Here is a 25152-nt window from a genome sequence, read left to right on the forward strand (position 1 = left end):
GGTCTTTTTTTAAAATCTTATACTAAATGGCTGTAATTATCTTTGACAACTTCTGCACAGCGAGGGCAAAGGGTTTCGAATTCTTCAACCTTTCCAACCTCAGGTGTTACTACCCAGCAGCGTTCACATGTTTCGCCTTCTGCTTTGGTAACGACGATAGCAGTGTTTTCGAATTTGACGGCATTTTCCGGTGCATCCTCTAATCTGCCGGCAACTTCAAATGCTGACACGATGAATAGCTGTTTTAGATCCTCATCAATAGAATCTAATAATGCTTTCGCTTTATCGTTTACGTACATTGTTACTTTTGCTGTTAGTGATTTACCGATTACCTTTTCATTTCGGGCTTCTTCCAATGCTTTAAGAACATCGTCGCGAAGCTTCATGAAGGAATTCCACTTGCTTTCAATTTCCTTAGCGTTTGGAAGTTCTTTATACTCTGGCATATCTGTCAGCTGTACGCTTTCTTCTTCGACATGAGGAATGTAAGTCCAAACCTCGTCTGCGGTATGAGCTAAAATTGGAGAAACCAATTTCGTTAAAGATAAAAGACTTTCATAAAGCACTGTTTGGATAGCACGGCGATCTGGGTGATCGCTGCCTTCGATATAAAGGATATCTTTTGCAAAATCAAGATAAAAGGCACTAAGATCTAATGTGCAGAAATTATTTACTGCGTGATAAATATCTGAGTAAGCATACTTATCATATGCTTCTAGCACCTGTTTAGTTAAATTGTTTAATTTAACTAAGATAAATTGATCAACCTCACGCAGATTCTCATAAGCCACCGCATCCGTTTTCGGATTAAAATCAGCAAGATTGCCTAGCAAGAAGCGGAATGTATTGCGGATCTTGCGGTAAACCTCTGAGACCTGCTTTAAAATAGCATCTGATACACGCACATCCGCCTGATAGTCAACTGATGAAACCCACAGTCTTAAAATGTCGGCACCAAGCTGATTCATAACCTTTGCAGGGACTACAACATTCCCTAGTGATTTACTCATCTTTCTTCCTTCGCCGTCCAATGCAAAGCCATGGCTTAAAATGCCCTTGTATGGTGCTTTGCCAGTTACTGCGACTGCTGTTGACAAGGAAGAGTTAAACCATCCGCGATATTGGTCAGATCCCTCAAGGTAAAGATCTGCAGGTCTTTGCAAGTCGTCACGCTCAAGCAGGACAGCCTGGTGTGAAGAACCAGAATCAAACCATACATCCATAATATCGTTTTCTTTTGTAAATTTTCCATTCGGGCTTCCCGGATGTGTAAAGCCTTCTGGAAGAAGCTCCTTCGCTTCTCTTTCAAACCACACATTTGAGCCATTTTCACGGAATAAATTAGAGATATGATCAATAGTTTCATCTGTGATAATCGGCTCGCCATTTTCAGCATAGAAAACTGGAATTGGAACACCCCATGCACGCTGGCGGGAAATACACCAGTCGCCGCGGTCGCGCACCATATTATACAGGCGGGTCTCACCCCAGGCTGGAGTAAATTTCGTTTCATTGATTGCCGTTAACAAGTCTTGGCGGAATGCGTCAATTGATGCAAACCACTGAGCGGTTGCCCGGAAAATAACCGGCTTCTTTGTTCTCCAGTCATGCGGGTAGGAGTGAGTAATAAATGTAAGCTTAAGCAGAGCACCTGCTTCTTGAAGTTTTTCAGTGATTGGCTTATTGGCCGCATCATAGAACAAGCCTTCAAAGCCTGGTGCTTCATTTGTCATATGACCGCGGTCATCAACAGGGCTTAAAACATCCAGCTTATATTTTTGACCGACAATGAAGTCATCTTCCCCGTGTCCAGGAGCTGTATGAACACAGCCAGTACCCGCATCTGTTGTTACGTGCTCGCCCAGCATGACCAAAGAATCTCTTCCATATAATGGGTGTTCAGCGATAATATACTCAAGCTCGCTTCCCTTAACGGTTTTAACCACTTCAGGATTTTCCCATTCAACCTCTTGGGTTACAGATTCAAGCAAATCTTTAGCCACAACATATTTTTGGCCCTTTTCTTCCACAACAGCATAAGTAAGCTCTGGATGGACGGAGATTCCAAGGTTTGCCGGAATGGTCCAAGGCGTCGTTGTCCAAATGACAATTTTTGTATCATGATCAAGAACACCTTTGCCATCTTTTACTTTAAAAGCAACATAAATAGATGGAGATTTCTTGTCTTTATATTCGATTTCAGCTTCAGCTAATGCAGACTCTGATGACGGAGACCAATAGACTGGCTTTAAGCCTTTGTAAATATAGCCTTTTTTCGCCATTTCTCCGAAAACCTTAATTTGTTGTGCTTCATATGCAGGTTTGAGTGTAATGTAAGGGTTTTTCCAATCTCCTCTTACACCGAGACGCTTGAATTGGCTGCGCTGACTGTCAATTTGCTCATATGCATATTCTTCACAAAGCTTGCGGAATTCTGCAACTGTCATTTCTTTGCGGTTAACACCTTTATTTGTTAATGCCTGTTCAATCGGCAATCCATGTGTATCCCATCCAGGAACATATGGTGCATTGAATCCGCTCATAGACTTATGGCGAACAATGATATCTTTTAAAATCTTATTTAAAGCATGACCAATATGGATGTCTCCGTTGGCATATGGAGGGCCATCATGAAGAACGAACATTGGCCGTCCTTTTGTATGCTCCTGTACTTTTTTGTAGATATCGTTTTCGTCCCATTTTTCCTGAATTTCTGGTTCGCGCTTTGGAAGATTTCCGCGCATTGGAAATTCTGTTTTTGGCATTAATAAAGTATCTTTGAAATCCATTTCTATTCCTCCTATTTTGCTCCTAGCATCATGATTGCCACTAAAAGAATTAACATTCGAGAAAATACAAAAAAACCTTCTCATCCCAAAAAGGGACGAGAAGGTTTATTCCCGCGGTACCACCCTTGTAGACAGAAAACATGCGTTTTCTATCCGCTCAAAACATTCTTAACGTGAATGAAACGCCTTAATCTAATAATCCAAAAGGATGTTCAATCAGGAACTCGAGGGTGATCTTCCAAATTCAGCTTAGTATTCGGGCTCCCACCATCCCCGATTCGCTATACCTAAACAATGTAAATTTGTACTGTCCCTCTCATAGTTCATTTTTCATAATATACTTTGTTTTAAAATTATATTCATAAAAAAGGGTTTCGTCAAGCTAAGGAATCCTCTTCTTGAACAGATTTTAGTTCAGTCGCATCCAGCTGATATTCCAGCAGATGATCCCAGTCATCATTATTCAGCAAGTCAAGCTGAGCCTCAATCAGCATTTTAAATCGGGTTCTGAAAACCTTGGATTGCTTTTTAAGCTCTTCGATTTCTAAAGCTATTTTTCTCGCCTTTGATAAAGATTCATTGACAATGCGGTCAGCATTCTTTTCCGCCTCTTTGATAATAAGCTTTGCTTCCTTTTGCGCATGTCTTCTCACTTCTTCAGCAGCTTCCTGGGCAACAACGATTGATTTGTTTAATGTTTCTTCAATATTTGTAAAATGACCAATCCGATCACTTTGCTCGTTTAATTTTTCTTCTAATTCCTTTTTTTCGCGAAGAAGGATTTCATAATCCTTGATCACTTGATCAAGAAACTCGTTTACTTCGTCTTCATCATAGCCGCGAAATCCTTTGCTGAATTCCTTGTTATGAATATCTAACGGTGTTAATGGCATGCTGCCACCTCCCAATGATCGTGTTCAATAAGATTATATAATATAAGTTCTAACAGATAATTCGACAGCGTGCATCAAAATCCTGCAAATTTTATAAATTATTTTTTTCTGCAGCTTATTTCTGCTTTTGGATCTTCGCTCAAATCCTAGTAATAATGCAGTTATTTTTGTTTCCCAGCAATAATCTTATATTTATCTTTCTTTGTTTTCCCCTCGATTTCGATTATCTTTGATCTCCCATAGCCTCGAACAGAAATAACATCTTTTTCACCGCATTCGAATGCAGGGTTGTCCACAGACGTCCAATTTACCTTCACAAGGCCTTGATGGATAAGATCCTGGGACTTTTGCCTGGAAATATTATTAAGAGAAGACACTACTGTATCTAGCCGCATAGAAGAAACAATAGCAATGGTTTCGTGCCAATGCTCGTTTGTACGCATAGCCTGATTAAGATCCTGTTTTTTTAGGGTAATCGACGCCCGGCCAATTGCTGTTAGATTTAGCTCAACATAGCTTTCGACATCAGCAGCCACGAAAAACTGAATCCTGTCGTCTTGAAAGATGATATCACCAAATTTCCCTCTCTTTAAACCAAGCGACATGATGCTTCCAAGGACTTGCCTGTGCTCAAGGGTGATGAACTTTTTTGGATAGTCAATTTCAAATAAAGTAATTTTGAAATCTTCATCCTGAACCTGATAATATTCCGGATAGATAATGGCCCGTTGCCTTTCAGTGTCCGGGGAGCCGCCAAAAAGCTTTACCTTGGCATCCTGATTGCTGCCGATGATTTTATTTAAGATATCCTGTTCCCGGGGATCAAGAAAATCAGTCAGTCTTGGAGCATATGTATCCTCGACAGAACGCCGCCAATTTAGCACCTGATCGATAAATTCCTTTTCTTCTGGGCGAAAATGCTGGTAGATTGTCATAAGTACCCCTATTCTCCTTACCAAATGTAACTCTTGTAATGTAAAAAAGGGCTAAATATTTAGCCCATTTTTACATCATCCAAATAAACAGCTGCCGCAAGCCGTCCGTTGCAAAGCGAAGGACTAGAATGGCAACAATTGGTGAAATATCAATCATCCCAAGCGGAGGAATGATTTTACGGAATGGCTCTAAATACGGTTCACATATGCGGGCTAAAAATTGGCCAATTCCGGATTCTCTGGCATTTGGAAACCATGATAAAAGAATATAGATGATTAACGCCCAGGAATAAATATTAATAAGCGACGCAATGATACTAAAGAGAGTTACCATTAAATTTTACCACCTCGAATTTTCAAAATCGTTTTCGCTCATAATTTGCGAGATATTGCCCGAGACTTCAATGTTATCTGGCGTACATAAGAAAATATCCGCACCAATTTTTTGAATATCTCCGCCAATGGCATAGACCGTGCCGCTTAAAAAGTCGACAATTCTTTTTGCCTGATCCCTTTCAATCCTCTGCAAATTGACTACAACTGCCCGGCGATTTTTTAAATGATCAGCAATATCCTGCGCCTCTGCATAGACACGCGGCTCAACAAGAATAACTTTGGATGATTTTTGCACACTTTGCAAGCTTACAATATTGTTCTTTTGGGCATGCTGCTGCTTTGCTGCATGTGACGTCGATTGTTTAACAGGCTCTGTTTCCTCCTGTTCCATCTCTTCCTCATCATAAGCATATTCATCATCTAGAAAGAAAAATGTTTTGAACTTGGATTTAAGACTCATCTTATTTATCCCCCTGCTCCTCATTTCCAACTAATGCTGTACCAATCCGGACCATTGTAGCTCCTTCCTGTACAGCAATTTCATAATCATTCGACATTCCCATTGACAATTCATTGCATGGAGCATAATCAAGATTCATATTTTGAATCTCCATGCCCAAGGATTTTAAATTTCTAAAACAGGAGCGCAGCACGTTCTTATCTGAAGTAAATGGAGCCATTGTCATCAGCCCAGCAACTTGAATGGCAGGGAAACCTCTGAGTTCTATAATAAAATCGCGGACTTCTTCCGGATTTAAACCCTGCTTAGACTCTTCACCCGAAACATTCACCTGAACTAGACATTTAATCTGCTTTTCGGCACGCTTATTAATTTCTTTTGCAAGTGATATTCTGTCCAACGAATGGATATAGTCAACCTTATCAATAATATTTTTCACTTTTCTGGTTTGCAGAGAGCCAATAAAATGCCATGCGGGCTTGTCCTTGATGACCTCCCATTTTGCAAGCAGGCCTTCATCCCGGTTTTCTCCAAGATTAGTTATTCCAGCATCAATAGCTTCTAAGGCACGCTCCGTTGAGACATATTTTGTTACTGCAATTATTTTAACCTCTTCAGGATTTCGGCCTGATTTCTCACAGGCCTCGTGAATTTTTTGCTTAATTTGAACTAAGTTATCTGAAACCTTCATGTTATTTCTTTAAATCCTCCTTCCAGCCGATAAAACTCATCATTCTTCCAGTTTTCCCGTTATCTCTGCGATGGGAGAAAAAATATTGAGAGTCACAGCTGGTACACCATTTCGTTACCTGGATGTTTTCCTCTAAAACTCCTGCTTTTATAAGAATATCTTTATTTAGCTGTTTTAAATCAAGTAAATATTGATGATCTTCAATTTGTCTATAAGGCTTGTCATTTTCATCCTTTGTCCAACCTTTAACAAATTCAATCACTCGGTCATCAACTTGATAACAGTTGCCGCAAATAGCAGGACCAATGACTGTCTTGATGTCTTTTTCAGGTATGCCCTCTTTTTGAAACAAACTAACCATTCCCCTTGCTATCCCATGAACCGTTCCTTTCCAGCCTGCATGGGCAATTCCAATTGAACCTGTCTCTTTATGAAGAAAAAATAAAGGGACACAATCCGCATAACATAAAGTCAGTAAAAGACCCTGATCTCTTGTAAAGAATCCATCCGTACCTTTAAAAGATTCTTCATAGTCAAGGGAGCCGCGTCCAGCGCTGGCAAACGTGACTTTTTCTATATGGGTATGGTGTGTTTGTTCTGCACCTACCCATTTCTTTGCAGGAAACTGCAAAATGTCAGCAATTTTGTTTCTGTTGGCTCTGACAGAATCAGTGGAATCATTGACATGCAGTCCTGCATTCAGTGATGAAAAGGGTTCCTTGCTGCAGCCTCCATTTTTGCTTGTAAACCCTGCAATCAATTCAGGGCATTCGTCCATCCATTCTTTAATGACAAAAATTTCATTTTTCTCTAAAAGAAATGGTTCCATTTATATACCTCATCTTTTGTTTTCCATCTTAGATATCAAATAGTAAACTTTTCTATAGTTTACCATATAGTCTTAGCTTTTTCCCACCTAAAAAGAACAATTACTCCTTTTCATCGACATCATTCTGCACAATTGTTTCCTTCATTCGAACTAAAATGACATCTTCGCCAATTTTTAATATATTGGTCCATGGAATGATAATTTCTTCATCACGTCCAAAAAAGCCGAGTACCTTCCCATTCCCTACAATAATAATGGCATTTATTTTTCCATTTTGAACATTAATATCTATATCTCCAATATTGCCAAGTTTCTTGCCGTTTGCTACATTAATGACATCTTTTTGCTGGAATTCAGATATTTTTATCACATCTCTCACCCCTATAGAATCATCCCATACTGATATATATGAATGGTTCTACTAAATTATCTTCTAAAAATAAAAAACAAAAGCTGCCTTTTTGGCAGCTTTTAGCTTTGGATATTTTTATTCATTTGTTTGATGGCTGCTTTTTCAAGCCGGGATACCTGCGCCTGAGATATGCCAATTTCCTCAGCTACCTCCATTTGCGTTTTTCCCTGAAAAAACCTCTTTCTCAAAATGAGCTTTTCTCGCTCGTTTAACCTTCTCATTCCTTCTTTTAGCGCAATTTCCTCAATCCATTGAATATCCTTATTTTTCTCATCACTTAATTGATCCATTACATAGATTGGGTCCCCGCCATCATTATAAATCGGTTCAAATAATGAAACCGGATCCTGAATGGCATCTAAGGCAAAAACAATCTCTTCATGCGGAACATCAAGTTCCTTCGCAATTTCTGCGGCTGTAGGCTCCTTGGACGTTTTGCTCATCAATCGCTCCCTAACCTGTAAAGCCTTATAGGCAATGTCCCTTAAGGAACGAGACACACGTATCGGATTATTATCCCGCAAATACCTTCTAATTTCGCCTATTATCATAGGAACAGCATAGGTGGAAAATTTAACGTTCTGACCTAAATCAAAATTATCAATAGATTTCATTAAACCGATACAGCCGACCTGGAATAGGTCATCAACAAATTCACCCCTGTTATTAAATCGCTGAATCACACTCAACACAAGACGCAAATTCCCGTTGACGAGTTTTTCCCGTGCGGTTATATCCCCCTTATGCATTTGCTTGAAGAGTTCTCTCATTTCCTCGTTTTTTAACACTGGAAGCTTTGATGTGTCAACACCGCAAATTTCTACCTTATTACGTGTCAATTCTTTTCCCTCCTCACAGGAGCTGCTGTACAAAAAACAGTATCTCCTGGAGCAGGAAAAATATGCACATAACGATTGACAGCGAAACTGCCAAAATTGGTAAAAACACAATTATTGTAAGGATTTGACAGCCATTTTATTTTAAAAAAATAATTTTATTTTTACTTTTGTACAATAATAAATCATGTGTTAAAAATTAGGTTAAACCATTTTATTAAACTCTTTTTTAAGGCGTTTAATAATTCTTTTCTCCAGCCTGGAAATATAGGATTGGGAAATCCCAAGCATGTCTGCCACATCTTTCTGTGTCTTTTCCTCGCCCGTTCCAAGGCCAAAGCGAAGTTCCATGATCTGTTTTTCCCGATCAGATAACTGGTGCAATGCTTTGGAAAGAAGCTTTTTATCTACATTAGCTTCAAGGTCTTTTGTAATGATATCTTCATCCGTCCCCAAGACATCCGATAACAGAAGCTCATTGCCATCCCAGTCAATGTTTAATGGTTCGTCAAATGATACCTCTGAACGAATTTTATTATTGCGTCTTAAATACATGAGAATTTCATTTTCAATACAGCGTGAGGCATATGTAGCCAATTTAATTTTTTTCTCGGGATTAAAGGTATTCACAGCCTTAATTAAACCAATCGTTCCGATACTTATTAAATCTTCTATATTTATTCCGGTATTTTCAAATTTTCTTGCTATATAGACGACTAATCTCAGGTTTCTCTCGATGAGGATGGATCGTGCTGCCTTGTCGCCGTTTGGCAGTTTTTCGAGTAATACTTCCTCTTCTTCCTTGCTAAGGGGAGGAGGCAGTGCTTCGCTTCCACCGATATAGTATACTTCATCCGATTTTAAGCCTAGTTTCATTAATAATTTATACCAATAATATGTTAAGCGAAGTTTGATTTTTTTCATGAATGTCCTCCTCCTTGAAAAGTTTCTCCTTTATAACTTGGCCGTTGATTTCCGCTCCGGGGGCTTCGCTTTCCGGGAGGCATTTTGTGAGCCTCCTCGCAGCGACCGCTCCTGCGGGGTCTCACTTCAATGCTGATCCCCCAGGAGTCTTCGTGCCTTCCACTCCAACCAACTGAGCATTGGAAACGATTATGCATGTTTTACATGAATTTCCTGTGAGGTTTTTCTCCCGGAAGTCAACATTTTTGGATGGACAATGCATTCGAAAGCGTTGTCGGCTGATAGCTGCTGCATGGAAAATGAGATTAGGCCCTTGTTGAAAAGATAACATTCATCTTCTTTTTCGATTAGTATCTGATCAGGCTTGACTGCGGCGATCAGCTGAAATTCTTGTCCAACAACTTTGCATGGCATAATCCTAATACGATTCTCCCATTCAGCGGGGATGGGTTCTTCGCCCATAATCATGGCTTCCGGGTTTTGTGCGATTTTTACAATAGTTTCGGGAAAACTGTCCAATCTGTTTTTTATTGAGACAAACATGACTGGCATTTTGGAAATGGGATCCTGAAGCTGATTTCCGCTATCAACTAATCCTTTAAACGAATAAGAAATTCCATTTAATGTAATCACTACCTTAACAATGGACTCATATTGAATTTTAGTCATTTCAATGTTTTCAATATTCTTTCTGGAAAAATGCCAGGCAACTGGAAAACCGATAAGGACAAATAACCAGCTGATTGGGTCTCCAAACCCTTTTACGCTTGCCAGCATGACATTTGACGTCAGCTGGAAATCGAATGAGATAAAGTAGTGTACCCCGATCAATCCGCCTCCAATTAAAAAGGTTAATAAATAAAATGTCATTAGCCCTTTTAAAAAAAAACGGAATCGTTTGAATCCAAATACGGTTAAAACCATCAATATAGAAAAAAGCATTTTTGTAAATGGATGGCCAATAAAAGCATGTAAAGATGTGATTGATAATAAAATTATTACTGAACCGATCAGGCCTCCTGTTAAGATTCTCCATAATTTTACTTCTCTTTTTAATATAATGGCTGTTAAATAAAGGAGGAGGCTATCAAATAAAAAATTTAATGCCCAAATAATATCTAAATAAACCTCCAAGTAAGCTTCCTCCCCAAAATTAATTTACGAGAGTCATTTCTATTTAGAGCCTATTAATCTAATAAAAAAAGTATAGCGTACTTCCATCGCTGAAGTGTGTCACATTCTGTAGCTGAAATAGCAGAAATTTCCTCTATTCCCTTCGGATTTTGTCATCTTTTCGCAAATTCACATATCTTTCACATTTCCCCTAAAAAGGTGTGATATAAATCACATTCACTGATTCGCATACTCAATATAATGAGTTTGTGAATGTGATTCATATCACTAATTCAGAATAAAAAAAACCTATAGCCACGGTAAAAATACTCACAAAGGGGTTTTACACCATGTTAGATCAAAAAACCATTGATATTGTAAAAAGCACTGTTCCAGTCTTAGAAGAACATGGAGAAAACATTACAAAAAGGTTCTATCAATTAATGTTTGGAAATCATCCAGAGTTATTAAATATTTTTAATCATGCAAACCAAAAACAAGGACGTCAGCAAAGAGCACTAGCCAGTGCTGTATATGCTGCAGCAAAATATATTGACAATCTAGAAGCCATTCTTCCAGTTGTTTCTCAAATTGCTCAAAAACACCGTTCACTTGGAATCAAACCAGAACATTATCCAATCGTAGGCAAACATTTATTACTTGCCATTAAAGATGTATTAGGCGATGCAGCAACAGATGACATTATGACTGCTTGGGAAAAAGCGTATGGGGTTATTGCAGATGCCTTTATTAACCTTGAAAAAGGCCTGTATGATAAAGCTGGAACTCAAGATGGCGGATGGGAAGACTTCAGGGAATTTAAAGTGGATAAAATTGTTCAGGAAAGTGATGTAATTAAATCATTCTACTTTGTTCCAGCCGATGGAGGTAAAATAGCAAGCTTTATTCCGGGGCAATATATCAGCATTAGACTAAAGGACATCCCAGGAGAACAGTATAGCCATATTCGCCAATATAGCTTATCCCAGTGTAAAGATGATAGCTACTATCGTATCTCCGTTAAAAGAGAGGATTCTATTAACGATCGTCCAGCTGGAAAAGTTTCAAGCTTCTTGCATACTCATGTAAAAGAAGGCGACATTGTTGAGCTTAGTGCACCTGCTGGTGAATTTATTTTAGAAGATCAATCTGAAAAACCAACTGTTTTATTAAGCGGTGGTGTCGGCATAACTCCAATGTTCTGCATGCTGCAAAAATTAGCTGATCAAGAGCAAAAAACAACCTTCATTCAGGCAGCAATCAATGGAAATATCCATGCTTTCCGCGATGCAGTGAAAGAAATTGAAGAAAATAATGAATCTATTGATGCCTATTTCTGTTATGAAAAACCAACCGAACTAGATAGAAGCGAAAAACACTTTGATAAAGAAGGCTATATTACAGCCGATTGGCTAAATCAGTTAATTTCCGATAAAGAAGCTATTGTTTATATGTGCGGACCTGTACCATTTATGCAGGCAATGTACGAAGCTTTATTGGAAATTGGAATCAAAAAGGATCATATCCGATATGAGTTCTTTGGACCATCAATGCAACTAAAAGAACCTCAAACAGTTTAATCAAAAAATAGCATGCCTTTTACCAGGCATGCTTCCTTTTTGTTCTAACTTGTCATTGATTTCTTCTCCAAGCGCTAGGCAGCTGATTCCAATCATATATAAAAAGCTCAAGCCAAAGTGGCTTGAGCTTTTTTTTATCGTCTGCGGTTACGGTTTCGCAGGAATGTTGGAATATCTAATGTTTCTTCTGGCTGCTGAATATGGTTTGTTCTAACAGGCTCATGGACTGGTTCTTCTCTTTTTGATTCCCGCTTCACAGGAGATACTGCAGGCTTCGCTTGCTGTCCATAGGCTGGTCTTCCCGCCTGAGGCTGTGGCTTAGGAGAGTGTGCAGCTTCTTCATTAAAGCCTGTTGCAATAACTGTTACAACGATTTCATCATTAAGATTCTCATTAATGACAGAACCAAAAATCATATTTACCTCTTGGTCAGATGCAGACGCAACGATGTCAGCTGCTTCCTGTACTTCATAAAGGCTTAAATTTGTACCGCCTGTAATATTCATCAGCACCCCTTGAGCCCCATCAATGGACGTTTCAAGCAATGGTGAGGAAATGGCTTTTTTTGCAGCTTCTGCTGCACGGTTTTCCCCTGAAGCAACCCCGATTCCCATTAGGGCTGATCCTTTGCTGGACATGATTGTTTTCACATCAGCAAAGTCCAGATTGATTAAACCAGGGACAGCAATTAAATCTGAAATGCCCTGAACACCTTGGCGCAGAACATTATCAGCTTCACGGAATGCTTCAAGCATTGGTGTACTCTTGTCCACTATTTCTAAAAGACGGTCGTTAGGGATAACGATAAGCGTATCAACGGACTCTTTCATTGCCGAAATTCCGCCTGCCGCCTGTGTTGCACGTTTACGTCCTTCAAATGTAAATGGACGTGTAACAACACCAACTGTTAATGCACCTAGATTACGGGCAATCTGAGCAATAACCGGGGCAGCTCCTGTTCCTGTTCCGCCACCCATACCCGCGGTTACGAACACCATGTCTGCTCCTCTTAAAGCTTCTTCAATCTGCTCTTTGCTTTCTTCAGCAGCCTTTTTTCCTACCTCAGGATTGGCACCAGCTCCTAGACCGCGAGTCAGCTTGCTGCCAATTTGCATTTTAACTTCGGCTTTTGAAAGATTTAGTGCTTGCGCGTCAGTGTTAACCGCGATAAATTCAACACCCTGTACACCGTGTTCAATCATTCGGTTAACCGCGTTATTACCGCCGCCGCCAACGCCGATGACTTTTATCGTTGCTAATGAATCTATATTTGTTTCAAATTCCAACATGACTAATCCTCCTATTCAAAAAAGTATCCGAGGAACTTTTTCACTCTTGATGTAATTTTTTCCTCCGGTTGTTTTTCCGGCTTTGTTTTTGGTTGCGGTTGTTTTGAAACGCGCTTTTCCTTTGTTTCTTGATTCGCTGCAGGAACTCCAATTCCTGTCATTTTTCTTCCCTGAACTTTAGCATTTTTGTAGGCGAATTTGATTAACCCAACAGCTGTCGTAAACTGCGGTTCCCGAACACCAATATAATCCGGTATCGCTATACGAACCCTGTTTTGGAAAATATCCTGTGCTAATTCAAGAATCCCTTGTGTATTAGCAACACCGCCTGAAATGACTACTCCCCCCGGAAGATCATGGGCCCCTAACCTTCTTACCTCAGTTTGAATGAGTTCAAAGATTTCCTCCATCCGGGCTTCAATAATGTCAGATATCTCAAGCTGATTAAACTGCTGGTGCTGATCACTTCCGATAATTGGAACACTAAAGACTTCATCTTCAGAAGCATGATCATAAAAAGCATAGCCATATTTTATTTTAATCTTTTCAGCGTCCTCAGTTGAAGTCCGAAGACCTATCGAAATATCCTTTGTTATATGGTCTCCGCCAACTGGAAGAACACTAGTCGCTTTTAAAACTCCCTGTTCAAATAGTGCTATTGTTGTGGAGCCGCCGCCAATATCGACAAGTGCAACCCCTAGGTTCTTCTCATCCTTTGATAAAGCAAATGCTCCTGCAGCTAATGGCTGCAAAGTAATATCGAGAATTTCCAAACCTGCTCTTTCCACACAGCGCAAAGTGTTATGTAAGATGGTCTTCGAACCGGTAATGATGGTGCCCTCTAGTTCTAGGCGAACGCCAATCATGCCGCGGGGGTCATTAATTTCATCTAATCCGTCCACAATAAATTGTTTAGGTATTACATCAATGATTTCCCTTTCAGGCGGAATGGAAACTACCTGTGCCGCATCTATTACTCTTGCAACATCCTCATCGGAAATTTCTCTATTCTCGCTGGAAACGGCAACTACACCGTGGCACGGCTGAAGCATAACATGGTTACCCGTGATCCCCACGATAACTTTATTAATTTCCATTCCTATCATTCTTTCAGCCTGTTCAATTGCCTTCCTAATTGAATGAACGGTTTCATCTATATCAACAATGGAGCCTTTGCGCAAACCTTCAGACTTCACACTGCCAACACCAATTATATTCAAAGAGTCATTGACCATTTCACCAATGATTACTTTTACACTGGATGTACCGATGTCAAGACTTACGTATATATCACTGTTGTTCATTCTTTGGCACCTCCTTTTACTCATCATTATATAGAACAACAAATAAATTAAATATTAACTTTATTAATATGATAATTATTCGTCACAACTAATCGTTTCCCTTTTAAAAAATCAATTTTTTTCAGTTTTTTCCACGTTTTTTGTCCATCTTGTCAATAAAATTCTTCTAATAACCGCAATATTTTGAAACAGTCTAACACCAAATGCGAACACCGCGGCTAAATATAAGTCTACACCAAGATGTACACCGAGAAAAGCCAAACTTGCCGCAAGCATAATATTAAAAAAGAATCCGGATACAAAAACTTTTTCGTCATAAATATTTTGCAGCTGTGCCCGGATTCCACCAAAAAGTGTATCAAGCGCTGCCAAAACTGCGATCGATAAATAATTGGAATACTCTTCAGGCACTTTTATTTCTGTTAATAAGCCAAGAACAACCCCGACAATTAATCCCAGTACAGGAAGCCACATTATGAACTTCCTCCTTTTTCAGGCTTCACAGGCTCCATATTTCTAATTCTGATTGGATCATCATACGCTAATATGGTAATCATATTCTCTGGCATTTTCACCTTTACCCTCAAGTTATCGATAAAGAAATCATCGGCAGACTGCGAAACCTGCATCCGGTTATAAAGCTTTTCGGCAACTTTTTTATTTTCTGCGATGACTTTCACTTCAATCGGCAGCGTTTTAAGAGGGTGCCCGTCAATTTTCGTTTCACCATTAATATCCCTAATAACGGTTGTATTAATCACCCTGTGGCCATCAATGGATATATGCATGGCTTCGTACATATTTAACTCGTTAATAAGGCGTTTTAAGAGATCCGGAGAAACAGTCTCTGCTTTCTTGCCTAAAAGAAGTTCCTCAAAGGCTGGTTCAATTGACAAAACAATTCCATACCCCTTAACATCAGTCAGGCCTGCTTCTTGTTTAAGTTCGTCCAGTGTCTCTCTTAGAACTTGCTCCTTGCTCTGTTTACGCTGTGTTTCATATTTGGCGATTTTCTCCTCGTTTGACCGAACTTCACGCATTAATTTTAATTGCAGTTCATTTTGCCTCAGCAAATCTTCCCTTAGCTCCCATGTATCCCGTGTATCACGGACAATGGGCTCTTTGAGTGTTTGGAATTGGATAGCAATCATAAATCCAATGACTGCCGTAATTACGGTAAAGCTTAATTTTTTTTTGTCCACGTTTTCCACCTAACCTTTATCAAAAGTGGACGCATTTAACTTGTTAGCTCCCTAATAAGGGATCCATGATCACTTCATTTTTCTGTTCAATCGATACGGTAATATTTTCGTTTACGAGGGAATCTTTTACTCCACCCGTTAAATTCAGCGCAGAAGCCAGCACTTCAGAATCCCCAATTGCTGTAATGACAAATGGTGCAGGATGCTGATATCCATCAATTTCAATGACGGGACCATTGCATAAAATATACGAATTATGTGACAGTCTTTGCCCATTGATCGCGATACTGGACGCGCCTGATATATATAATTCATTAATGACCTTAAATACATGGTGTTCATGAACAATATAATTATTAATATTTTCTTCATTTGGATTATAGTCACCATCGGAAAGGACGACCTCAACTCCAGGTCCTTTAACCTTCACCTTTCCTAGATACATCCGATATTTTTCAGCGTCTTCAGCTAGATTGAAGTAGATTTGTGCTTCTTGAGACATATCTTTTTCAATCTCACGGACTCTTTCCTGTTTTTCATTTAACTCATTTTGCAAAGCAAGATTTTTTTCTTCCAGCTCTACTAATTGCTTGCGCAGCGCCATGTCTCTTTCCCATTGCTTGTCTGTGATTTCTGCTTGTCTATTTTCTTGTTGTGTCAAATGATAAGAAAATGCCATGATATAACCCAAAACAAGAAATACTAGTGAAAGGATGACATGATTACCCTTCACTTTCAGCTTCTTCTTCATTTTCATCAGCTCCTTTTTGCTCAAATGCTTTAAAATAAGAGCCGACTTCGAAATCAATGACGCCTTTCTTGTCTGGATCCAGCTGGCTGACAATAGAAGGATAATGCTGCATTTTTTCCGAGAAACCTTGTGTTGTTGCGCTAACCTCAAAACCATCATTCATAAAAAGGGTAATATGAAAGGAATCAGTCTTTTTTGGGGTATGGTGAATTTCCGAAATGGAATTTACAACTTCGGCAGGAAGTTTTTCAAGTTCTTCAATCATACCATTCAGTTCTTTTCCTTCTGAAAAACCGAAAAGGATCGGAGCATTAGCGGGAATTCTTTCCGTTTTGTTCTCTTTAATAATTTCCCCATTTTCAAGCACAGGAAGGTAACTTTTTTCCTTCATAATATAAGCGATTCGTTTAAACTCATCGACCGTAATTATTACCCGATTAGGCATATTTACTTTAACCTTGACAGATTTAATTTCAGGTAAGCCGGCAAGTTTTTCCTCGATGGCTTTTTCATTAACCCTCCAAATATTTGTATCGGCTGTGAGTTTCGTCAATGGGATAATCTCTTCATCACTATAGACATAATTTCCTTCTATTTCAATTGTTTTTACATGACTTAATGGCGATTGGAAATATATAACAAGCACTATGAGAGTAAAGAACAAAAGCAGCAGTAATATTAATTTCTTATTTGCTTTTTTCCTTCGCTGCTGTTTAAGCTTTGGTATGCGATCCTCAATCGAGACAACCTTACTCGTTTCCATTTCCGTTCACCTCATTCAACCGCGTTCATCGTCCAATTTTGGCCTTTCTTAAATCCTTTGGCCTGTCCCATCTCCCGGTTCAAATCCGTAATAACGGATTTGATTTATTGAAACAACGGCAAAGAATGCCGTTATTATAGTCTTCTCTAGGGTATAATTATATCACAATAAATGGAATAAGTAAGAGATTATTTCCCGTTATTTTCTGCCGATTATTTCTACCTCAGTTTCCATTTTAATATGATAAATTTCATAGATTTTCCCCTTAATATATTCAATTAAATCCATCACATCGGAGGATTTTGCTGATCCGGTATTGACAATGAAATTCCCATGCATTTCCGAAATTTGTGCACCGCCAATACAATGTCCCTTCAGACCGGCTTCCTCAATGAGCTTTCCTGCATAGTTTGGGAGAGGGTTTCTGAAAATACTTCCTGCACAAGGCATATGATAAGGCTGAGTAACCTTTCGATAATCCTTATTTTTTTGCATTTGCCCAAAGATGGCATCTCGGTCGCCCTCTTTTGTCTCAAAAACAGCTTCAAGAACAATGCCAGGACGATTTTTCTGCAGGACAGAGGTCCGATAGGAAAACTCCATCTGCTCGTTTGTCAGCCATTCCATTTGTCCATTTTCAAATAAAATATGGGCTTTTTTTAGCACTTTAGAAATATCTGATCCGTGCGCCCCTGCATTCATATAGACGGCGCCGCCTACCGACCCGGGAATACCGCTTGCAAATTCCAGACCAGATAACCCTTTTCGGCTAATTTGCGTTGAAAGGCTGACAAGGGAATAGCCACCGCCGGCTCGAATCTCGGTCCCGTTTAATTCCATATCTGAAATGCCTTTCCCCAGTTTGATTACGGCACCAGCAATTCCGTCATCAGAAATCAGGAGATTAGAACCTCTGCCAATGGCCGTCCATTCAATATTATTTTCCATAAGCAAATCCATTACTTTTTTAAGGCTTTCAATCGAAGAAGGTTCTATAAACAAATCGGCAGGTCCGCCAACTTTCATGGTTGTATGTTTAGCCAAAGGTTCATGTTCCTTTACCTGGCCAATGTCCAGCCTTTTTAATTTTTCAATAAGCTCGTTCATTTAAACCTCCCTTTCTTTAAGCAGTCTTAATATCTTATGCAAGCTTCAAATAAGGGCTACTGCCCTCTTTCCTTTATCAGATTCTGCATTAATTTGAAAAGCCGTCCGGCTGCGTCTGGAATGCCTAATTTCTTTGCTGCCTGTTTCATTTCTTTCAGCTTTTTATCATCTATTAATATTTGATCCATCGAATCAATCAGCTTTTGGCTTGTTAAATCTTTTTCCAGTAAAATCTGCGCTGCGCCATGATCGCTTAATGCCCTTGCGTTTTTTTCCTGATGGTTATTGGTCACATAAGGACTTGGAATAAGAATACTTGGGATCCCAAGTGAGGTTAATTCAGCCAATGTTGTTGCGCCTGCTCGTGCAATCGTTAAATCTGTCCCCGCAAGTACCTCGGGCATGTTATGAATAAATGGTTTAATGACAACATTCTCAGGATTTCCGACCAATTCAACTTCCTTTTTTACATCCTCATAATGGGCATCCCCCGTTACATACAGAACTTGGTATGGCTTTTCGCGAAGCTGGGCAAAAGATTTTACCACTGCTTCATTGATTGGCCTGGCTCCTCTGCTGCCTCCAAAAATTAAAACTAACGGATCATTTATTTTCAGGCCTGCGGAAAGCCTGCCCTTGATTCCATCTTTTCCGAGCACTTCTGATGCACGCGGATTTCCGGTGAGCACAACCTTTTCCTGTGGGAAATAGTTTTTTGCCTCTTCAAAACAAACGGCAACCTTATCAACATATTTACTTAAGAATTTATTAGTCAGACCAGGCACGCTATTTTGCTCATGAATAATGGTTGGAATTCCAAGCTTTGCCGCAGCATAAACAACAGGTCCGCATACATATCCGCCTGTTCCGATAACGATATCTGCTTTAAATTCCTTAAGTATTTTTTTGCTGTCGCTGACGCCTTTTAAAAAGCGAAAAATGGTTTTTATGTTTTCAAAAGAAAGTTTTCTTTTAAAACCTGTTATATGTATGGATTTAAATGGGATATCTTCTCTAGGAACAAGATTGCTTTCAAGGCCTTTTTTTGTACCGATATATAAGAACTCAGCATCTTTTGTTTTCTTTTGTATTTCCCGGATTAGGGCAAGAGCTGGGTAGATATGCCCCCCTGTCCCGCCGCCGCTTACAACAATTCTCATCATTTCACCTCATAAAAGAGTGGTTTTCATCAAAATATCACACTTTACCCTATTCTACTATATAAAAACAAATGAATAAAAACAGTAATCAGATTGAAATATAATTTTAATAAAGCATGGATCTGGCAATTCTAAAGTTGATCTTCGCTGCAGGCACGTAGACTCCTGGGGGATCAGCGTTGAAGTGAGACCCCGCAGGAGCGAATGCGACGAGGAGGCTCACAAAACGCCCCCCGGAAAGCGAAGTACCTCTCGCTGCAATCAACTCTTTTACCTAGACAAAAACAAAAAAGAACCCTGTTAGAACAGGGTTAATACCTAGAATATCTGCTGACATTTAGCAATACACCGATGGCCATAAGCATGAGGGTCAGCGAGGATCCTCCGTAGCTTAAGAATGGCAGTGTAATACCGGTTACAGGCATAAGTCCCGTAACAACTCCGATATTGATCATGACCTGAATGGCGATCATAGCCACAATCCCTACAGCAAGGAAGCTCCCGTACAAATCAGGGGCACCTAGTGCAATCCGAATCCCTCTCCATAATAAAAGAGCGAATAACAGGATGACAAAAGACCCTCCAATGAATCCAAGCTCCTCAGAAAGAATCGCAAAAATAAAATCTGTCTGCGGTTCTGGAAGGTAAAAGAATTTCTGCCTGCTCTGCCCGAGTCCTAAACCAAATAACCCGCCCGGCCCAATGGCATATAGAGACTGGATAATTTGAAACCCGCTCCCAAGAGGATCTTCCCATGGATCTAAAAACGAGGTAATCCGTTTGATTCGATAGGGAGCTGATAGAACAAGGGCAACAAAGCCTGCTACTCCTAAAAGTCCAAGGAAAACAAAATGGCGAATTCTTGCGCCTGAAATAAAAATCATGACAACACAAGTCCCGACCATGACGGTTCCTGTCCCTAAATCCGGCTGAAGCATTATTAAACCAAAGGCTAAAAAAACTAATCCCAAAGAAGGTACAAGACCTTTTGTAAAAGATGTGATTAATTTTTGCCGTTCAGATAAATACTTGGCAAGAAAAGCAATCATAGCAAGCTTCATAAATTCGGAAGGCTGTACAGAAAAAGCACCGACACCAATCCAGCTTCTCGATCCATTTCTAACGTTTCCAACGCCTGGGATAAGCACTAAAAGCAATAACACAAAGCATATGATGATAATCACCTTTGCCCATGTCCGCCATGTCCAATAATCAACATTCATAATAAAAAACATGGCCGCAATCCCAACACCCGCAAAGAGCATTTGCCGCTTAGCGAAAAAAAAGGAATCATCGAATTTATACTCTGCCCAAATGGCACTGGCACTGTAAACCATTGTCAGCCCCACTGCCAGCAAAGATAATGTGACAATAATTAATATTAGGTCGGGAGTCGTTCTTTTTGTTGGCAAAGTAAAACACCTCGAATGCAAGTTTTAGGGCTTTACCAAGATAGCGATTTCAGATGACTCCCATAGATGCAAACTCTTTTCCCTCGCGTACAAGCCCTCACTTAAGCATATGCACCGCTTCTATAAAAATGTCTCCCCTTACCTCAAAAGTTTTATATTGATCCCAGCTTGCACAAGCAGGTGATAACAATATAACATCGCCTGGGTCAGACATTTGATAGGCAGCAGGCACGGCTTTGCCCACATTATCGACATGCTTGATTGATTTTATTCCAGCACTAATAGCGGCTTTTTCAATTTTTCCAGCTGTTTGACCAAAGAGGATGACCCCTTTGACGTTAGTCAGATAAGGAATTAGCTCATCAAATTCATTCCCGCGGTCTAATCCGCCGGCAAGCAGAATAATCGGTTCATTAAAAGCTTTAAGCGCAGTCTGTGTAGCCAAAATATTCGTCGCCTTTGAATCATTATAGAATTTTCTGCCCTTGAACTCACTGACAAACTGCAATCTGTGCTTCACTCCTGTAAAGGTGTTCAGCACCTGGAAAATCGATTGGTTGTCTACACCAGATAGCTTCGCTGCGGCAACAGCACAGAGAATATTTTCAAGATTATGTGTACCAGGAAGGACAATATCCTTTATCTCAATAATTTTTTCAGAATGAAAGTATACGGCTCCATCTTTAATGCAAGCACCTTTTTCAAGCTCTATCTTTGTTGAAAAAGGAATGATCTCCGCTTTTGACTGAGCAGCAATTTCCATCGCGTCTTCCTGATCAGCGTTGACAATGAAAAAATCGTCCTTTGTCTGGTTTTTTGTAATATTTGCTTTTGCTTTAACGTATTCTTTTCTTGTCCCATGATAATCAAGATGAGCTTCATAAAGATTAGTTAACACAGCAATTTTCGGGTTAAACTCGTTAATCCCCATTAATTGAAATGAGGATAATTCAGTCACAATGGTATTGTTTTCTGTAGCTTTCTGCGCTACATCAGATGCAACTGTTCCGATGTTTCCAGCAATAAGAGGCAGTTTATTGCCTTTATTTAAAATTTCGTAAATAAGCGTTGTAGTCGTTGTTTTGCCATTCGTCCCAGTAATAGCAATAAAAGGGGCTTCAGAAATCTGATAAGCAAGTTCAACTTCAGTAATAACAGGAATTCCCTTTTCAAAGGCTTTTACAACCATCGGATTAGAATAGGGAATTCCAGGGTTTTTAACAATTAATTCAAATCCTTCCTCTAGAAGATCAATAGGATGTTCCCCGCAAATAACGGTAATTCCCTGCTCAAGAAGACCCTGTGCCTCAAGATTTTCCGATAAAGGTTTATAATCGTTGACTGTGACAAAAGCACCCAATTTATGTAAGAGAGCAGCCGCACTTACTCCGCTTTTTGCCAAACCTAATACTAATATTTTCTTATGAAGATAGCGATTAATCTGTTTCAACTTACATCCACACCTCTATATAAATTCCAAGAATGGCAAATAACAAGCCAACCGTCCAAAAAGTGACAACAACTCTCCATTCACTCCAGCCCAGTAATTCATAATGATGGTGCAGCGGGCTCATGCGGAAAATCCTTTTCCCAGTTGTTTTGAACGAAATCACTTGTAAAATAACTGACAGTGTCTCTATAACAAACACACCGCCAATAATAATTAAAATAATTTCAAGTTTTGTTAGTATGGCAATACCTGCGATGGCTCCGCCCAATGCAAGAGAACCTGTATCCCCCATAAACACCTTTGCTGGATGGGCATTAAAAACAAGAAATCCAAGTACAGCTCCAGCCACAGCAACCGAGAAAATAGAAATTTCAAATTGAGATAAGTTCCATGCCAGTACGGCGAACGCGCCAAAAGCAATGGCTGCTGTACCGGAAACAAGCCCATCAAGGCCATCTGTTAGGTTTACAGCATTTGAAAATCCAACGAGCCAAAAAATAATAAAAAGTGCATATGTCCAGCCCAAATCTATTGAATAATCAATAAAGGGGATGGAAATTTCCGTAGAGAAATTATTCTGTACTAATACAAAGTAAAAAACAATAGAGATAATAATCTGGCCTAAAAGCTTTTGCAGGGACGTTAGCCCTAAATTTCGCTTTAAAACGACTTTGATGAAATCATCCAAAAAGCCCAAAAGCCCAAAGCCAAGGGTTACAAGTAACAGCATATAAGTTTTTACTGTGGGTTCGCCAAACTTGCTGGTCATTACTAAAGTGGTAATCGTAATGGAGAGAAGAATCATAACTCCGCCCATTGTTGGAGTTCCAGACTTCTTTTGATGTGACTGGGGCCCTTCTTCCCGGATACTCTGACCAAATTTGAGTCTTCTTAAAAAGGGAATAAAAATGGGAGAAAGCAATACAGTAATAAGAAAACCAGCTAGGATCGTAAATAGAACTACTTTTTCCATCACTTTTTATCCCCCTCCCTTTCGTTGCTTTTTCTTTGAATGTTATTGAGTTTATGAGCCTTTATTGCAATATCATATGATATATCATGATCATTCAGACGTAATTCATCTGAAAAGAGGAATTTGGTCACTCCCCCGCCAGTTGTATGATCCTGATTTCTTTTTTCCAAATATAGTTCCATTATGTCCTCTATGCCTTTCAATAAATCTTCTGTCAAAAAAATAGGAAAGTGATTTGGTGTATATCCAGGGATATCTTTATCTTTTTCCCACAGGGCTGCAATGGCCCCATTGCTGATCGCATCCTTAAGTTCCCCTGTTGACTTTTCAAATGGTATGTAAAGCCCGCGAAACATAGGAACATCAGAAAGGGATGAAACCGTGTGAAAGTTCATCTCAGTGATCTTGATACCCTTCCTATCAGGAAACAGATAGGCCATATCACTAAACGTTAAAAACATTCTATCGCTCCTCTATCGCCTCTTTTGCAATTAGCCGGTCATCAAAATCATAAATTTGATCACCGATAATCTGATATGTTTCATGACCTTTGCCAGCAATCAGTATAACATCTCCCTCATCCGCTTCATTTACAGCAGCACGTATCGCTGTTTTCCGGTCGGGAATAGTGATAAATGTTTGTCCTTTAACTCCGTTTTCCATGTCTTTCAATATTTGCAGCGGATCCTCGCTCCTCGGATTATCGGAAGTAAAGATTGGGTTTGTGCTGAACTCGCAGGCAATTTTGGCCATGATGGGACGTTTTGAACGGTCCCTGTCACCCCCGCATCCAACAATGACAAATATTCGTTTTTGTGCAAATTGCCTAACCGTTTTCAGCGCATTCTCCAAGCTGTCTGGCGTATGGGCGTAATCAACAATAACAGAAAAGTTCTGACCAGCATCAACCGTTTCAAACCGCCCAGGAACCCCCTGCACGCTTTCAACAGAGGCAATGATTGAGTCTATGTCCTGGCCTAAAGCGATTCCCGCTCCTATCGCAGCAAGGACATTATAGATGCTGAATTTGCCGACAAGTCTAAGTGAGACCTTATGCCGGCCAAGGGGACTTTCCATTTCAAAGGATGTGCCTGCAGCAGTCATTTGGATATTTTGTGCATTTAGATCTGCCTTCTGATCGATCCCATACGTTAAAATATGAGCGGCCGTGGCCTTTATGTATGCGTTAGTGGCAGCATCATCTGCATTTAGAATCGCGTATTTAGGCGGATTATGGCGAAAGGCACTCCCGAGCTGTGCAAATAATAACCCTTTGGCCCTTTTATACTCATCCATTGTTTTGTGATAGTCCAAGTGGTCCTGGGTTAAGTTAGTGAAGACAGCAATATCAAAATCACAGCCATGAGTTCTGCCTTCATCCAGCGCATGGGAGGAAACCTCCATCACCGCTGATTTCACCCCATAGTCAGCCATTTTTTTAAATAACCGCTGGAGTGTAAGGCTGTCCGGGGTGGTATTTTTCACCTCGAATTTTTCATCACCTATCTTTGAATACATCGTTCCTATTAATCCTGTTTTAAGCCCCGAATCAGCAAGAATCTTTTCAATTAAATGACTGGTTGTTGTTTTTCCATTTGTACCCGTTATACCGATCAATTGAAACCTTTTGCTTGGCTGCTTATAAAAGGCATCTGCTAAAATGGCCATAGCCCTTTTTGTGTTTTGAACAACAATCACCGGGACAGAGAGGTTTAATTCCTTTTCTGAAATGACCGCTGCGGCCCCATTTTTCTCGGCTGCTTGGGCATAGTCGTGCCCGTCTACGGTAAAGCCCTTAATGCAGATAAAAAGGCTGCCCTTTTGGACGCTCCGGCTATCTTGCTCAATGGAAGTGATTCTTGGGTTAGCTCCCGAATATGCAATGTATGGCTGCAGAAAATTCAAAAGCGTATGTAGCTTCATAATCGTCCATCCCCTTTATG

25 protein-coding genes and 1 other annotated feature are annotated in these 25152 nt (G+C 39.8%); of the genes, 1 reads left to right on the forward strand and 24 read right to left on the reverse strand.

The genetic code is table 11. From position 1 onward, the window contains the following. Positions 1-17: 17 nt before the first annotated feature. From ileS to spoIIGA, 11 genes are all read right to left on the reverse strand, one after another. Complete coding sequence (gene ileS / locus AC1Q59_RS07620) at positions 18-2789, reverse strand: isoleucine--tRNA ligase (protein ID WP_492365192.1); 2772 nt, start codon at positions 2787-2789, stop codon at positions 18-20. An 88-nt stretch (positions 2790-2877) separates the two neighbouring features. Further along, positions 2878-3118, reverse strand: a binding site (T-box leader). 48 nt (positions 3119-3166) lie between these two features. Further along, the gene (locus AC1Q59_RS07625; protein ID WP_492365193.1) at positions 3167-3682 is read right to left on the reverse strand and encodes a DivIVA domain-containing protein; all 516 of its coding nucleotides are present in this window, start codon (positions 3680-3682) and stop codon (positions 3167-3169) included. 161 nt (positions 3683-3843) lie between these two features. Further along, on the reverse strand, positions 3844-4617 hold the full coding sequence (locus AC1Q59_RS07630; RefSeq protein WP_492365194.1) for a YlmH family RNA-binding protein: 774 nt from the start codon (positions 4615-4617) through the stop codon (positions 3844-3846). A 70-nt stretch (positions 4618-4687) separates the two neighbouring features. Then, complete coding sequence (locus AC1Q59_RS07635; RefSeq protein WP_492365195.1) at positions 4688-4951, reverse strand: YggT family protein; 264 nt, start codon at positions 4949-4951, stop codon at positions 4688-4690. A gap of 6 nt (positions 4952-4957) precedes the next feature. Continuing rightward, complete coding sequence (locus tag AC1Q59_RS07640; protein WP_492365196.1) at positions 4958-5413, reverse strand: cell division protein SepF; 456 nt, start codon at positions 5411-5413, stop codon at positions 4958-4960. 1 nt (position 5414) lies between these two features. Next, positions 5415-6104, reverse strand: coding sequence for a YggS family pyridoxal phosphate-dependent enzyme (locus AC1Q59_RS07645; protein WP_492365197.1), 690 nt, complete (start codon positions 6102-6104; stop codon positions 5415-5417). Between the two features lies 1 nt (position 6105). Then, positions 6106-6933 carry a peptidoglycan editing factor PgeF gene (gene pgeF / locus AC1Q59_RS07650; RefSeq protein WP_492365198.1) on the reverse strand — a complete coding sequence of 276 codons (828 nt, stop codon included), beginning with the start codon at positions 6931-6933 and terminating at the stop codon, positions 6106-6108. A 100-nt stretch (positions 6934-7033) separates the two neighbouring features. After that, entirely contained in the window at positions 7034-7303 is a 270-nt protein-coding gene (locus AC1Q59_RS07655) for a YlmC/YmxH family sporulation protein (protein WP_492365199.1), read from the reverse strand. 101 nt (positions 7304-7404) lie between these two features. Then, positions 7405-8184, reverse strand: a complete 780-nt coding sequence (sigG, locus tag AC1Q59_RS07660; protein WP_492365200.1) for an RNA polymerase sporulation sigma factor SigG — start codon at positions 8182-8184, stop codon at positions 7405-7407. Between the two features lie 201 nt (positions 8185-8385). After that, on the reverse strand, positions 8386-9105 hold the full coding sequence (gene sigE / locus AC1Q59_RS07665; RefSeq protein WP_492365201.1) for an RNA polymerase sporulation sigma factor SigE: 720 nt from the start codon (positions 9103-9105) through the stop codon (positions 8386-8388). A gap of 189 nt (positions 9106-9294) precedes the next feature. Beyond that, positions 9295-10239 (reverse strand): sigma-E processing peptidase SpoIIGA, encoded by a 945-nt coding sequence (gene spoIIGA, locus AC1Q59_RS07670; RefSeq protein ID WP_492365202.1) that lies wholly within the window; start codon positions 10237-10239, stop codon positions 9295-9297. 329 nt (positions 10240-10568) lie between these two features. Between spoIIGA and hmpA the strand changes: the two genes are divergently transcribed. After that, complete coding sequence (gene hmpA, locus AC1Q59_RS07675; RefSeq protein ID WP_492365203.1) at positions 10569-11798, forward strand: NO-inducible flavohemoprotein; 1230 nt, start codon at positions 10569-10571, stop codon at positions 11796-11798. A gap of 134 nt (positions 11799-11932) precedes the next feature. On the opposite strand, the gene ftsZ is transcribed toward hmpA, so the two are convergent. The 13 genes from ftsZ to AC1Q59_RS07740 all read right to left on the reverse strand — a co-directional run bounded on the left by ftsZ (position 11933) and on the right by AC1Q59_RS07740 (position 25132). After that, positions 11933-13087 (reverse strand): cell division protein FtsZ, encoded by a 1155-nt coding sequence (ftsZ, locus tag AC1Q59_RS07680; protein WP_492365204.1) that lies wholly within the window; start codon positions 13085-13087, stop codon positions 11933-11935. Between the two features lie 11 nt (positions 13088-13098). Beyond that, positions 13099-14391 carry a cell division protein FtsA gene (gene ftsA / locus AC1Q59_RS07685; protein WP_492365205.1) on the reverse strand — a complete coding sequence of 431 codons (1293 nt, stop codon included), beginning with the start codon at positions 14389-14391 and terminating at the stop codon, positions 13099-13101. A gap of 111 nt (positions 14392-14502) precedes the next feature. After that, entirely contained in the window at positions 14503-14865 is a 363-nt protein-coding gene (locus AC1Q59_RS07690; protein ID WP_492365206.1) for a small basic family protein, read from the reverse strand. Continuing rightward, positions 14865-15593: a DUF881 domain-containing protein gene (locus AC1Q59_RS07695; protein WP_492365207.1), complete on the reverse strand. Its 729-nt coding sequence runs from the start codon at positions 15591-15593 to the stop codon at positions 14865-14867. The genes AC1Q59_RS07690 and AC1Q59_RS07695 overlap by 1 nt, the downstream gene beginning before the upstream one ends. Positions 15594-15636: 43 nt before the next feature. Beyond that, positions 15637-16344, reverse strand: a complete 708-nt coding sequence (locus tag AC1Q59_RS07700) for a DUF881 domain-containing protein (protein ID WP_492365208.1) — start codon at positions 16342-16344, stop codon at positions 15637-15639. Beyond that, positions 16316-17107 (reverse strand): cell division protein FtsQ/DivIB, encoded by a 792-nt coding sequence (locus AC1Q59_RS07705; RefSeq protein WP_492365209.1) that lies wholly within the window; start codon positions 17105-17107, stop codon positions 16316-16318. Before AC1Q59_RS07705 ends, AC1Q59_RS07700 begins: the two co-directional genes overlap by 29 nt. Positions 17108-17305: 198 nt before the next feature. Further along, complete coding sequence (gene murB / locus AC1Q59_RS07710) at positions 17306-18214, reverse strand: UDP-N-acetylmuramate dehydrogenase (RefSeq protein ID WP_492365210.1); 909 nt, start codon at positions 18212-18214, stop codon at positions 17306-17308. Positions 18215-18270: 56 nt separating this feature from the next. Further along, positions 18271-19374 (reverse strand): undecaprenyldiphospho-muramoylpentapeptide beta-N-acetylglucosaminyltransferase, encoded by a 1104-nt coding sequence (gene murG / locus AC1Q59_RS07715; protein ID WP_492365373.1) that lies wholly within the window; start codon positions 19372-19374, stop codon positions 18271-18273. Positions 19375-19685: 311 nt separating this feature from the next. Continuing rightward, positions 19686-20786 carry a stage V sporulation protein E gene (spoVE, locus tag AC1Q59_RS07720; RefSeq protein WP_492365211.1) on the reverse strand — a complete coding sequence of 367 codons (1101 nt, stop codon included), beginning with the start codon at positions 20784-20786 and terminating at the stop codon, positions 19686-19688. A gap of 97 nt (positions 20787-20883) precedes the next feature. Continuing rightward, a complete protein-coding gene (gene murD / locus AC1Q59_RS07725) occupies positions 20884-22236 on the reverse strand; it encodes a UDP-N-acetylmuramoyl-L-alanine--D-glutamate ligase (RefSeq protein ID WP_492365212.1) in 1353 nt (450 codons plus the stop codon). A 1-nt stretch (position 22237) separates the two neighbouring features. After that, positions 22238-23209 carry a phospho-N-acetylmuramoyl-pentapeptide-transferase gene (gene mraY, locus AC1Q59_RS07730; protein WP_492365374.1) on the reverse strand — a complete coding sequence of 324 codons (972 nt, stop codon included), beginning with the start codon at positions 23207-23209 and terminating at the stop codon, positions 22238-22240. Beyond that, a complete protein-coding gene (locus AC1Q59_RS07735) occupies positions 23209-23670 on the reverse strand; it encodes a hypothetical protein (RefSeq protein WP_492365213.1) in 462 nt (153 codons plus the stop codon). Before AC1Q59_RS07735 ends, mraY begins: the two co-directional genes overlap by 1 nt. A 1-nt stretch (position 23671) precedes the next feature. Beyond that, on the reverse strand, positions 23672-25132 hold the full coding sequence (locus AC1Q59_RS07740) for a UDP-N-acetylmuramoyl-L-alanyl-D-glutamate--2,6-diaminopimelate ligase (protein ID WP_492365214.1): 1461 nt from the start codon (positions 25130-25132) through the stop codon (positions 23672-23674). Positions 25133-25152: the final 20 nt, after the last annotated feature.

Source organism: Cytobacillus sp. MT66 (assembly GCF_058792595.1).